The following is a 12933-nucleotide window of genomic DNA, read 5'->3' as shown; positions in this document are numbered from 1 at the left end:
TAAGGAGATAATTGTAAAGATCGTATGGCATCAAACAAGAAATATTGGAAAAGTGAAGCGGAACTCTCCGCAGACAATTCCATTGTTGAGACGCTTAGACAGAACGAATTCCCTGAGGAAGTACCTGTAGATGAATTTCTGGGGGATAAGGAGCAGCTGGCTTCCAGTCAGACCAGTCGCAGGGATTTTCTCAAATACGTTGGCTTTAGCACGGCGGCGGCTTCCCTGGCAGCCTGTGAAGGCCCCGTCCACAAGTCCATTCCTTATGTATTCCAGCCGGAACGTATCATCCCCGGTGTAGCCAACTATTACGCTACCACTATAGCAGATGGTTACGACTTTGCCAGTATCCTGGTGAAGACCCGTGAGGGACGCCCCATTAAAATAGAGAACAACAAGGAGGCCAGCGTGTTGGGAGGCGCCAATGCAAGAGTGCAGGCTTCCGTCCTTTCTTTGTATGACAGCACCCGCTTACAAGGTCCTACTGCCCAGGGAAACCCAGTGGAATGGGATGTACTGGATGCTACGGTAAAGGCAAAACTGGCAGGCCTGCAGGCTTCCGGAAAAGAGGTGGCCATACTTACGCAAACCTATGCCAGCCCATCAGCCAGCCGTTTGGTAAATGCCTTTAAAGAGGCATATGGCAATGTAAGGCACGTATCATATGATGCCATATCCGAAGACGCAGCTTTAGCGGCTTTTGAGACAAAATATGGGGAACGCGCCCTTGCAGATTATCATCTGGATAAGGCAGAACTGATCATCTCCTTTGGGGCAGACTTCCTGGGAGACTGGCAGGGAGGTGGCTTCGACAGCGGTTATAGTAAAGGCCGTGTGCCCAAAAATGGGAAAATGTCGCGCCACGTGCAGTTCGAATCAAATATGTCACTGACCGGGGCAAATGCCGATAAGCGTATTCCGCTGAGTCCGGCAAAGCAAAAAGTAGCCCTGGCTCATCTCTATGCCAAACTAAATGGCAGTAATGTAGGAGGCGAGTTACCTGAGCGTGTGAATGCAGAGCTCGATAAACTGGTGGCCGGTATCGGAAAGAACAAACGGAAGGCAGTAGTGCTGACCGGGCTGGACGATGCAGATGCCCAGGCAGTAGCACTGGCAATTAATGAAATGCTCGGAAGTGAGGCTTATGATCCGCAAAGCCCCCGATATGTCAGACAAGGAAGCACAACAGCCGTTCAGACCCTGATCAGCGATATGCAGGCAGGGAAGATCGGCATGTTGCTAATGGACGGTGTAAACCCGGCCTATTCGCTTCCCAATGCAGCTGACTTTGCTGAAGCCGTCGGAAAGGTGGAATTATCCGTTGCCTTTTCAATGAATAAAAACGAAACTACAGAGCTCACCACCTATACAGCAGCAGCCAATCATTACCTGGAATCCTGGGGTGATATTTCGCCCAAAAAAGGACATTACAGCCTTACCCAGCCGGTAATAAGGGAGCTATTTGACACGCGTCAGTTCCAGCACTGTTTGCTTAAATGGATGGGATCTGAACAGACCTATTACGAATTTATACGCGAAACCTGGGAAACTGAAATCCTTTCCGGAGCAGACTGGAACCAGGCCCTTCACGACGGCGTTTTTGCAATGTCTGAAAGCGACCCGGTTGAAATGCGGGGTATGCAAACTGATAAAGAATCATCAGACGGCATGCCGGAATCAGCAACTGTTTTGCCTATTGCAGCCTCAGTGAGAAGGCTGGCTTCGGCTTCTGAAAATGGAATGAGTCTGGTACTGTACCCGAAGGTTGGGATGGGTGACGGAAGGCAGGCAGGAAACCCCTGGCTGCAGGAGTTCCCCGATCCGATCAGCAGGGTGTCCTGGGATAACTATCTCACCATTTCCAAGAAAGACGCTATGGAAATGGGACTGGTTAATGAGCATGTTGCCAATGGAGGTTTGGATGGAAGCTATGTGAATATTACTGCCAACGGCCAAACCCTTAATAATGTCCCTGTAATTATTCAACCCGGGCAGGCGGAAGGAACAGTAGGTTTATCCTTCGGTTACGGGAAGAAAACAGGAATGAAATCCGAGATGCAGGTTGGGGTAAACGCCTTCACTCTGTATGATAATTTCAGCAGTATTCAGTCAGTAAGCATTGAAAAAGCAGCTGGTATGCATGAGTTTGCCTGTGTGCAGCTGCATAAAACCTTAATGGGCCGCGGGGATATAATAAAAGAGACCACTCTGGAGATTTTCAATACGAAGGATCATTCTGAGTGGAACCACGTGCCACAGGTTTCTCTGGACCATCAGGAAGTACCGGCTACCACTGTAGACCTTTGGGATAGCTTTGACCGGTCTATAGGGCATCACTTCAATATGTCCATAGACCTGAATGCCTGTACCGGTTGCGGGGCCTGTGTTATTGCCTGCCATGCGGAAAATAACGTCCCTGTGGTTGGAAAACAGGAAATCCGCAAATCGCGAGATATGCACTGGTTGCGTATAGACCGTTATTATTCCTCTGAAGATACTTTTGAAGCCGATAACATCAAAAAAGATGAGCTTTCAGGGGCATTTGAGTCCAAGTCTGGCTTCGAGGAAATGGAAGACCCTGCCGCTAATCCGCAGGTGGCTTTCCAGCCGGTTATGTGTCAACATTGCAACCATGCTCCCTGTGAAACAGTTTGTCCGGTAGCTGCGACCGCGCACAGCCGTCAGGGCCATAACCACATGGCCTACAACCGCTGCGTTGGTACCCGTTACTGTGCGAACAACTGTCCTTATAAAGTACGTCGTTTTAACTGGTTCCTTTACAATAATAACGATGAGTTTGATTACCACATGAACAACGACTTGGGTAAAATGGTACTCAACCCGGATGTAAACGTGCGGTCACGCGGGGTAATGGAAAAGTGCTCCTGGTGTATTCAGATGACTCAGAAATCCATTCTGGATGCCAAGCGGGAAGGACGAAAAGTTACCGATGAAGAATTCCAGACAGCCTGTTCCAATGCTTGCAGCAGCGGAGCGATCGTCTTTGGAGACATAAATGATGCTGAAAGCGAAGTGTCCAAATTAAAAGAAAGTGACAGGATGTATCACCTCCTGGAACATGTGGGGACCAAACCCAATGTGTTCTATCATGTGAAGGTCCGCAACACAGACGAAGCATAACAAACCAAGAAACGAAAACAAGATTATATGGCGTCGCATTACGAAGCACCAATACGGAAACCCCTTGTTCTAGGCGATAAAGGTTACCACGACGTTTCTGTAGATATTGCAGCCCCCGTAGAGGGAAGGGCCAACAAGCAGTGGTGGATAGTGTTTTCCATCGCTCTGGCTGCTTTTCTTTGGGGAGTCGGGTGTATCATTTACACTATTTCCACTGGTATCGGAACCTGGGGACTGAACCGCACCGTAAACTGGGCCTGGGATATTACCAACTTTGTATGGTGGGTGGGTATTGGTCACGCAGGAACCCTTATCTCTGCGGTTCTCCTGCTGTTCCGTCAGAAATGGAGAATGGCAATTAACCGTTCAGCGGAAGCCATGACGATCTTTTCGGTTATCCAGGCCGGGTTATTCCCGATTATCCACATGGGGCGGCCCTGGCTGGCTTACTGGGTATTACCCATCCCAAACCAGTTTGGTTCCCTTTGGGTTAATTTCAACTCCCCGCTCTTATGGGACGTATTTGCGATTTCGACCTATTTATCGGTTTCTTTGGTGTTCTGGTGGACTGGATTATTACCTGATTTTGCAATGATCCGGGACCGCGCTGTAAAACCATTCCAGAAAAAGATTTACGGCCTGGTTTCCTTCGGCTGGACCGGAAGGGCTAAAGACTGGCAGCGTTTTGAGGAGGTCTCCCTGGTTCTGGCCGGATTGGCTACCCCCCTGGTACTTTCTGTACACACCATTGTATCTTTTGACTTTGCAACCTCTGTTATTCCGGGCTGGCATACCACTATCTTCCCACCCTACTTTGTTGCAGGGGCCATCTTTTCAGGTTTCGCCATGGTACAAACCCTGCTCATAATTATGAGAAAGGTTTGTAACCTTGAAGCCTATATTACCGTACAGCACATCGAACTGATGAATATCGTGATTATGATCACGGGTTCTATTGTGGGGTGTGCCTACATCACCGAATTGTTTATTGCCTGGTATTCCGGAGTGGAATACGAGCAGTATGCCTTCCTGAACCGTGCAACCGGGCCTTATTGGTGGGCCTACACCCTGATGATGACCTGTAACGTGGTTTCCCCTCAGGTAATGTGGTTTAAGAAAATCCGGACCAGTATCCTGGTATCCTTTATCATTTCCATTGTGGTAAATATTGGGATGTGGTTTGAGCGATTTGTAATTATCGTAACCTCCCTGCACAGGGATTACCTTCCGTCTTCCTGGACCATGTTTTCCCCCACCTTTGTGGATATCGGGATATTTATTGGGACCATCGGATTTTTCTTTGTATTGTTCCTGTTATACGCAAGGACATTCCCGGTAATCGCTCAGGCAGAGGTGAAATCTATCCTGAAATCGTCGGGAGAGCGTTATAAAAAACTCAGGGATGCAGGTAAGCCTCTTTACCAGGTAACCCCACTTTCTGGCGGAACAGTAAAAAGCATTAAAAGCGAAAAGGCCCCGGCTACAGAGGCAGCTACTGCCCAGGTTAGCAGCCTGATGGACAGCCTTGGTACTTTTGACCCGGCCACTCAAACGCCCGATGACCTTAAAAAGGTTAAGGGAATAGGCCCTCAAATGGAAAAAACCCTTAACGGCATAGGAATCTATTCTTATGCGCAGCTCAGCAAAATGAGTCAGCGGGAATACGACTTGCTGGATTCAATCACCGGCTCCTTCCCCGGGAGGGCGCAACGGGATGATTGGGCCGGGCAGGCAAAACGTTTAAACGAAAATAAATAGAGAATGGCATCTAAAGTGATTCACGCCTATTACAACGACGATGACGTCCTGATGCATGCAGTTAAGAAGGTAAAAGCTGCTAAGCACCATATTGAAGAGGTTTATTGCCCGTTTCCCGTCCACGGACTGGACAAGGCGATGGGCCTGGCACCTACAAGGATTGCCATCACCTCATTTATGTATGGGTGTCTCGGGCTGATTGTGGCTATCGTTATGATGAATTATATAATGATTGAAGACTGGCCTCAGGATATTGGGGGTAAACCCAGTTTCAGCTACCTGGAGAACATGCCCGCCTTTGTGCCGATCATGTTCGAGATGACTGTATTTTTTGCAGCTCACCTTATGGTAATCACTTTCTACCTCAGAAGCAGGTTATGGCCATTTAAGAAAGCTGAAAACCCGGATGTTCGCTCTACGGATGACCATTTTATAATGGAAATTGAGCCACATGGCGATACAGACGGCCTGATTGCTATGCTGAGAGAAAGCGGAGCGGTTGAAATTAACAGTATTGAAAAGTAAGATCGTAAGATGAAAAATACGCTTTTAAGAATTTGGTCCTTGTTACTGGTTTTCGGGATTTTCTCCTGTAAGGATGATAAAAGCCCCAATTACCAGTATATGCCCAATATGTATGAATCCGTTGGCTATGAAACCTATGAAAAAGTGGAATGGCTTCCAGCAGGTACAGAGGCTATGTTGCCGGCAGATCATACCATTGCACGTGGAATGGTACCCTATTCGTTTGAGGATACCCCTGAAGGCAAAGAGCTTTCAAGGGCTGCAATGAGTCCTCTGGATTCCCTTCAGACAGAGGAAAACCTGGCGGTAGGAAAAGAATTATACGACATCAATTGTGCCATTTGCCATGGGGCAAAAGGGAACGGTCAGGGATGGCTGGTGCAACAGGAAAAAATCCTGGGTGTACCCTCCTATTCCGATCAGGCCAGGAATATTACCGTGGGGAGTACCTATCACGTCATATATTACGGACTCAATTCCATGGGCTCATATGCCAATCAGTTAAATCATACCGAGCGCTGGCAGGTTGCTGAGTATGTTATGAAACTTAAAGAAGACCTAACAAAATAAGATACCGATTGCAGATGTATACCTTCTCAAACAGATTAAAAATTGGATCCCTTATCCTGATGGCCCTGGGGCTTTTTGGAATGGGAATAGGATTCGTATCCGTACCTTCTTCAATTGAAGAGGCCAAGGAAATGGTTGCTGCACACGACGATGATCATGGCGGCGGGCATGAAGCTGCTGCAACGGAACAGTCGCATGCAGAGGCCGGGCATGCAGATGCCGATCACGCCTCGGAACACGATGAGCATGTATATCACCAGTTGAGGAATCGTCCGTGGTCTGCAATGTATGTAGCGGCATTTTTCTTCTTTATGATTGCTTTGGGGGTATTGGCTTTTTATGCCGTACAGCGGGCTGCCCAGGCCGGGTGGTCTCCTTTACTCTTCAGGGTTATGGAAGGCATAACGGCCTATCTGGTACCCGGAGGAATCATCATTTTTGTTATCCTGGTCTTATCGGTACTTCATATGAATCATATGTTCGTTTGGATGGATTCTGAAGTAGTGGCTCACGATGAATTATTACAGGGCAAGGCCGGATATCTGAACCCTACATTTTTCCTTATTCGGGCGGCTTTCTTTTTAGGAGGTTGGATCCTGTACAGGGAAGTTTCCAGAAAATTATCCCTTGCTCAGGACGCATCTAATGATAATGTGAGTTTCAAAAAGAATTTCAGATGGTCTGCGGGCTTCCTGGTGTTTTACCTGGTTACCGAATCCATGATGTCCTGGGATTGGATCATGAGTGTGGATCCGCACTGGTTCAGTACGCTCTTTGGCTGGTATGTTTTTGCCAGTATGTTTGTTTCCGGGATCACTGTGATTGCCATGATTACCATTTACCTTAAATCCAGGGGGTACCTGCCGGATGTGAATGACAGCCACATCCATGACCTCGCAAAATTTATGTTCGGGATCAGTATTTTCTGGACCTATCTCTGGTTCGGGCAATTCATGCTTATCTGGTATGCCAACATCCCGGAAGAGGTTACCTATTTCGTGCAACGGATAGATCAGTATCGTCTCCCGTTTTTCGGAATGATCGCGATGAACTTTGTTTTCCCGCTGCTCTTATTAATGAACAGCGATTATAAACGGGTAAACTGGTTCGTGGTGATGACCGGTATTGTTGTATTACTTGGACATTATCTGGATGTTTTCAATATGATCATGCCCGCCACGGTTGGGGAACAGTGGACTATTGGTATTCCTGAAATAGGGGGAGTCCTCTTTTTTGGAGGTGCATTTATTTTCTGGGTTTTCAGGGCGCTTAGCAAAGCACCCTTGCAGCCTACCAGGAATCCGTTTATTGAAGAAAGCAGACAATTTCATTATTAGAAGAATTATTAGCGAATAATATCAGATCATACAATGACAGCATTATTGACGATCACTGTTTTAGTTTTAGTAGCTATCGCCATCTGGCAGATGACCAAGATCTTTGAATTATCTCAGGTTAAAGCTAAAGCAGGGAGTTCAGAGGTAGCATCGGAAGAGGACAATAAGAACAACGGGTATCTTATGTTCGCTTTCCTCATCTTTATTTACGGGATTACCATATTCAGCTTCTGGAAATACGGCAAATATATCCTTCCGGAAGCGGCATCTGCTCACGGAGGTGAGTACGATTCCTTGATGTTATGGACTTTCGTTATTATTTTTATCGTCCAAACCATAACCCAGGCCTTATTGCATTATTTTACCTATAAGTACCGGGGGCGGAAAGGTCAGAAGGCCTTATTCTATGCAGATAACGACCGTCTGGAATTCATATGGACAATCATTCCTGTAATTGTTTTGGCAGGTTTAATTCTGTGGGGCCTTTATACCTGGACCAACATCATGGATATTAATGAAGATGACGATCCCCTCATAGTGGAGCTCTACGCCCAGCAATTTAACTGGACCGCCCGTTACGGCGGAGCCGATAACGTTTTGGGTGATGCCAACGTACGCATGATCGACATCAACAGGGCGAATGTACTGGGGCTTGATGAGTCTGATCCCAATGCCTCAGATGATATTATTGTAAAAGAGTTACACCTGCCGGTGGGACGGAAAGTGAATTTTAAATTCCGGTCACAGGATGTATTGCATTCGGCATACATGCCGCATTTCCGTGCACAAATGAATTGTGTTCCCGGAATGATCACGGAGTTTTCATTTACCCCTACCAAGACCACTGCGGAAATGAGACAGCTTCCGGATGTGATCGAAAAGGTGAAACGCACCAATGCGCTAAGGGCAGAGCGCGCTGCAAACGGTGATCCTAATTCCGAACCCTGGGAGTTCGATTACATCCTGCTTTGTAATAAGATTTGTGGAAAATCGCATTACAATATGCAGATGAAGATCATTGTGGAAACAGAAGAAGAATACAATGCCTGGATGGAAAGCCAGCAGACCTTTTCCCAGACTGTGGCCTCCGTTCAATAATAAAAATGCTATAAAAAGAAAAAAAAGAAAAAGATTATGTCAGCACAAGCAACTGCAGTAGTCGATGATCACGCTCACGATCACGGACATCATCACAAAGAGACTTTTGTAACAAAATATATTTTCAGCCAGGATCATAAGATGATTTCTAAACAGTACCTGATAACAGGTCTGATTATGGGATTCATCGGTATCGCCATGTCGCTATTGTTCAGGATGCAATTGGCCTGGCCAGGAGAATCTTTCCCGATTTTTGAGGCTGTTCTCGGAAAATGGGCTCCTGATGGCGTAATGGATGCGGATATATACCTGGCTCTGGTAACCATTCACGGGACCATCATGGTATTCTTTGTTCTGACTGCGGGCCTTAGCGGTACATTCAGTAACCTGCTTATCCCCTTACAGATCGGAGCAAGAGATATGGCCTCCGGCTTTTTGAATATGCTCTCTTACTGGATGTTCTTTACTTCCAGTGTGGTAATGGTTATCTCACTTTTTGTAGAAGCCGGACCTGCAGCAGCCGGGTGGACCATCTACCCGCCTTTAAGTGCCCTTCCTATGGCGCAGCCGGGCTCCGGGATGGGAATGACCCTCTGGCTGGTTTCCATGGCTATTTTCATTGCCTCCTCTCTGCTTGGGTCACTTAACTATATTGTAACAGTACTGAACCTCAGGACCAAGGGTATGTCCATGACGAGGCTTCCCTTAACCATCTGGGCATTTTTTGTTACTGCAGTAATTGGGGTTATTTCATTCCCAGTACTGCTGTCCGCAGCATTATTGCTGATCATGGACCGTAGTTTCGGAACATCTTTCTTCCTCTCAGATATCTTTATTCAGGGCGAGGTGCTTCACTATCAGGGAGGATCACCTGTCTTGTTCGAACACCTTTTCTGGTTCCTCGGACACCCGGAGGTTTACATCGTTATTTTACCCGCTATGGGAATTGTATCTGAAGTTATGTCCGTTGGTGCGCGAAAGCCTATTTTCGGCTATAGGGCAATGATCGCTTCCATACTGGCTATCGCTTTCCTTTCAACTATTGTTTGGGGGCACCATATGTTTATATCAGGGATGAACCCATTCCTGGGATCGGTATTTACTTTTACTACCCTGCTGATCGCTATACCTTCGGCTGTAAAGGCATTTAACTGGATCACCACTTTATGGAAGGGTAATTTGCAGTTAAACCCGGGCATGCTATTCTCTATCGGAATGGTATCAACCTTTATCACAGGGGGTCTTACCGGGATCATCCTGGGAGATAGTACCCTGGATATCAATGTACACGATACTTATTTTGTAGTTGCCCACTTCCACCTGGTAATGGGTATTTCTGCACTTTACGGATTATTTGCCGGGGTGTATCACTGGTTCCCAAAAATGTTCCAGGGAAGGATGATGAGCAAAAACCTTGGTTATGTCCACTTCTGGATAACCGCAGTAGGGTCTTATGGTGTATTCTTCCCGATGCATTTTGTGGGGATGGCCGGGGTACCGAGACGTTACTACCAAAATACAGCTTTCCCCATGTTCGATGAGCTTGTGGATGTACAAGTACTAATGACGGTGTTTGCCATAATTACGGCAGGAGCCCAGCTGATTTTCGCCTATAACTTTATCCGTAGTATTTTTTACGGAGAAAGGGGACCGCAGAATCCATGGAATGCCACTACCCTGGAATGGACGGCTCCGCAGGAACATATTCACGGAAACTGGCCTGGTGAAATTCCTGAAGTACACCGCTGGGCATATGATTTCTCCAAAACCTATGAGAATGGCGAATACATTATTCCAGGACAGGATTTTGTAATGCAGCACATTCCGCTACAGGAAGGAGAAGAGGAATTACAGCACTAAGTCCAATATAACACACTTTTAGCCCATCTTTACGGATGGGCTTTTTTTTTGCTTTCTAGTAAAGAGTATTGTTTTGGGGGATTTGTAATATCTTTAAACAACCCAAATGCATATCATATGTTTCGCAATAACTTATTTCGTATTCTCGGCCTGACGGTCCTTTTATGCTCGGTAGGCTTGGTAAACGCTCAGCGCAAACCAAAAATTAAAGGCAGCAGGAACGTTGTGGTAGTCGAGAATCCGCTTCCTGAATTTCGCCACCTGGCCCTTGTCGATGACCTTGAGATAAAGCTGGAACAGGGAGCGGAAGGATATCGTATTGAAGCGGATGATAACCTCATAGACATATTAAAATTAGAGGTACAGGATAGTACGCTGCGAATAAGTTCTTTCTACGATATTACCGCCAATAAGAAATTAGATATTACCGTTTATATCAGAGACCTTCAATCCATCCGGATGGATGAGGGATATCTTGAAACGCCTGAACTGATCAATCTGGACCAGACCGAAATAAAATCAGGGGGATATTCCCGGCTGAAGTTGCTTTTGAAAACAGCCGTTTTCAAGATGGAGATGACAGAAAACAGTGTAGCCGACCTGAACATTAGTTCGGATTCCCTGCACCTGAAGATGGGTGACCGGACCGATGCCCTCCTCTTTTCAGTTAATAATGCCATGGGGGTGGCCTTAAGCGAATCCGCTTCTTTAAAACTGGAAGGTATCAGTGAACGCTTATATGTGAACTCAGGGGATAACACCGAAGTGAAAGGCGATCGGATGGAAGCAACCAAAGTAGAGGCAACGCTTTCTGAATCGACCACTGCCAGGCTGCAGGCCACAACAAAAATGGAAATAAGAGCAGGAGGCAGTTCCCGTTTATTTCTCTATGGACAGCCTGAAATTCGAATTCTCAGTTTTACCGAAAACGCAACCCTTAAAAAGGTGCCGGACTAGGACCGGAAAAATAAAGCCCTGCTTCTATAAAAAAAACAGGGCTTCTAAAATTTGGTTATAATAGTTAAACTTTGGGTCCTGCGGCAATAATATCCTTATTTACCCCAGCTTCAAATTTCTTGAAGTTTTCATTAAATAACCCGATTAATTTAGACTTAGTGTCTTCAAAGGCATTCTTATCCTTCCAGGTGTTTTTCGGGCTAAGGACCTCAGCAGGCACCCCGGGACAGGATTCAGGAATCCGGAAGCCGAATGCAGCATCTTCCTTAAATGCAACCTTATCAAAATCTCCATGATGTATAGCGTCGATCATGGCGCGGGTATATTTCAATTTGATTCTGGATCCTACTCCATGTGGTCCGCCGGTCCATCCGGTATTAACCAACCAGGCTGTAACCTGGTGTTTTTTGATTTTCTCGGCAAGCAGCTCGGCATAGCGGTTGGGATGCCACATCATAAAGGCCGCCCCAAAGCAGGCACTAAAAGTGGCCTGTGGTTCTGTAACCCCCATTTCGGTACCGGCTACTTTGGCTGTATACCCTGAAATAAAATGGTAGCTGGCCTGTTCCGGAGTGAGTTTGCTAACCGGGGGCAGAACCCCAAAGGCATCACAGGTCAGGAAAATAATGTGCTTGGGATGCCCTGCGATACATGGCATCTGGATATTGTCTATAAATTCAATAGGATAGGAAGCCCGGGTATTCTGGGTAATACTGGTATCTGTGTAATCTACCTCTCTTGTCTGCTTGTCGTAAACCACATTTTCCAGTACCGTACCAAAGCGGATCGCATTGAAGATATCCGGCTCATTTTCTGCTGACAGGTTTATGGCCTTGGCATAGCAACCGCCTTCAATATTAAAGGTGCCTTCATCCGTCCAGCAATGTTCGTCATCGCCAATCAGTTTGCGTTTCGGATCTGCACTCAGGGTGGTTTTCCCCGTTCCCGAAAGTCCGAAGAGGATGGTAACATCTCCCTTATCTCCCACATTGGCGGAGCAGTGCATCGGAAGTACCCCTTCCAAAGGCATGAGATAATTCATTACCCCGAAAATACCTTTTTTCATTTCACCGGCATACTGTGTCCCCAGGATCACGATTTCCTGTCGCTCCAGATGTACGTCAACAGAGGTTTTGGAAGTCATTTCGGAGGTGTACATATTGGCGGGGAAGCCACCTGCATTGAAAATTACATAATCCGGTTCTCCAAAGTTTTCCAGCTCTTCTGCAGTAGGCATAATCAGCATGTTCTGCATGAAGAGGGAGTGATAAGCTCGGGTACAGATAATTCGAACCTTAAGACGGTATTTAGGATCCCATCCCGCGAAAGCGTCTACAACAAACAGTCTCTCGCATATATTTAAGTAGTCGATGGCCCTTTCGTGATTTACCATATAGGTGTGCTCGTCCAGGCCAATATTGATATCTCCCCAGTCTATGTTTTTTTCTGATTCCGGATTACGCACTATCCTTTTATCTTTTGGACTACGGCCTGTCTTTTCACCGGAGTAAACCAAGAGGGCCCCGACATCCGAGATGGCGGTCCCGGCCTCTTTTCGAAGGCCTATTTCATAAAGTACCGGGACACTGCTGTTGCGGTGTACCGTTTCTACTTTTATTCCGTATTTTTTGAGGTCGATTGCTGTCATGTTGTAATTGGCTTTTTGCTGTTTAGGATTATTTACTTC

At 46.5% G+C, this 12933-nt stretch carries 9 protein-coding genes; 8 read left to right on the top strand and 1 reads right to left on the bottom strand.

The genetic code is table 11. From position 1 onward, the window contains the following. Nucleotides 1–24: 24 nt before the first annotated feature. From ACT6NV_RS03770 to ACT6NV_RS03735, 8 genes are all read left to right on the top strand, one after another. Nucleotides 25–3141, top strand: coding sequence for a TAT-variant-translocated molybdopterin oxidoreductase (locus tag ACT6NV_RS03770; RefSeq protein WP_445385938.1), 3117 nt, complete (start codon nucleotides 25–27; stop codon nucleotides 3139–3141). A 27-nt stretch (nucleotides 3142–3168) separates the two neighbouring features. Beyond that, nucleotides 3169–4899, top strand: a complete 1731-nt coding sequence (gene nrfD / locus ACT6NV_RS03765) for an NrfD/PsrC family molybdoenzyme membrane anchor subunit (RefSeq protein WP_445385937.1) — start codon at nucleotides 3169–3171, stop codon at nucleotides 4897–4899. Nucleotides 4900–4902: 3 nt separating this feature from the next. Beyond that, nucleotides 4903–5424 (top strand): DUF3341 domain-containing protein, encoded by a 522-nt coding sequence (locus tag ACT6NV_RS03760; RefSeq protein WP_445383145.1) that lies wholly within the window; start codon nucleotides 4903–4905, stop codon nucleotides 5422–5424. A gap of 9 nt (nucleotides 5425–5433) precedes the next feature. After that, complete coding sequence (locus ACT6NV_RS03755; RefSeq protein ID WP_445385936.1) at nucleotides 5434–5994, top strand: c-type cytochrome; 561 nt, start codon at nucleotides 5434–5436, stop codon at nucleotides 5992–5994. A 14-nt stretch (nucleotides 5995–6008) separates the two neighbouring features. After that, the gene (locus tag ACT6NV_RS03750) at nucleotides 6009–7331 is read left to right on the top strand and encodes a quinol:cytochrome C oxidoreductase (protein WP_445385935.1); all 1323 of its coding nucleotides are present in this window, start codon (nucleotides 6009–6011) and stop codon (nucleotides 7329–7331) included. Between the two features lie 33 nt (nucleotides 7332–7364). Beyond that, entirely contained in the window at nucleotides 7365–8429 is a 1065-nt protein-coding gene (locus ACT6NV_RS03745; protein WP_445385934.1) for a cytochrome c oxidase subunit II, read from the top strand. A gap of 36 nt (nucleotides 8430–8465) precedes the next feature. Then, nucleotides 8466–10289: a cytochrome c oxidase subunit I gene (locus tag ACT6NV_RS03740; protein WP_445385933.1), complete on the top strand. Its 1824-nt coding sequence runs from the start codon at nucleotides 8466–8468 to the stop codon at nucleotides 10287–10289. Nucleotides 10290–10406: 117 nt separating this feature from the next. After that, the gene (locus ACT6NV_RS03735; RefSeq protein ID WP_445385932.1) at nucleotides 10407–11246 is read left to right on the top strand and encodes a GIN domain-containing protein; all 840 of its coding nucleotides are present in this window, start codon (nucleotides 10407–10409) and stop codon (nucleotides 11244–11246) included. Between the two features lie 64 nt (nucleotides 11247–11310). Here the strand turns inward: ACT6NV_RS03735 and pckA are convergent, their stop codons facing one another. Beyond that, nucleotides 11311–12894, bottom strand: coding sequence for a phosphoenolpyruvate carboxykinase (ATP) (pckA, locus tag ACT6NV_RS03730; protein WP_445385931.1), 1584 nt, complete (start codon nucleotides 12892–12894; stop codon nucleotides 11311–11313). Nucleotides 12895–12933: the final 39 nt, after the last annotated feature.

It is taken from the genome of Robiginitalea insularis (assembly GCF_052497835.1).
This window is presented reverse-complemented; position numbering and strand designations above follow the sequence as displayed.

What these genes read in the sequence shown, in the direction of transcription:
- ACT6NV_RS03735 (WP_445385932.1), top strand. Translation starts at nt 10,407, where the DNA reads ATGTTTCGCAATAACTTATTTCGTATTCTCGGCCTGACGGTCCTTTTA.
- ACT6NV_RS03745 (WP_445385934.1), top strand. Translation starts at nt 7,365, where the DNA reads ATGACAGCATTATTGACGATCACTGTTTTAGTTTTAGTAGCTATCGCC.
- ACT6NV_RS03760 (WP_445383145.1), top strand. Translation starts at nt 4,903, where the DNA reads ATGGCATCTAAAGTGATTCACGCCTATTACAACGACGATGACGTCCTG.
- nrfD (WP_445385937.1), top strand. Translation starts at nt 3,169, where the DNA reads ATGGCGTCGCATTACGAAGCACCAATACGGAAACCCCTTGTTCTAGGC.
- ACT6NV_RS03770 (WP_445385938.1), top strand. Translation starts at nt 25, where the DNA reads ATGGCATCAAACAAGAAATATTGGAAAAGTGAAGCGGAACTCTCCGCA.
- ACT6NV_RS03750 (WP_445385935.1), top strand. Translation starts at nt 6,009, where the DNA reads ATGTATACCTTCTCAAACAGATTAAAAATTGGATCCCTTATCCTGATG.
- ACT6NV_RS03740 (WP_445385933.1), top strand. Translation starts at nt 8,466, where the DNA reads ATGTCAGCACAAGCAACTGCAGTAGTCGATGATCACGCTCACGATCAC.
- pckA (WP_445385931.1), bottom strand. Translation starts at nt 12,894, where the DNA reads ATGACAGCAATCGACCTCAAAAAATACGGAATAAAAGTAGAAACGGTA.
- ACT6NV_RS03755 (WP_445385936.1), top strand. Translation starts at nt 5,434, where the DNA reads ATGAAAAATACGCTTTTAAGAATTTGGTCCTTGTTACTGGTTTTCGGG.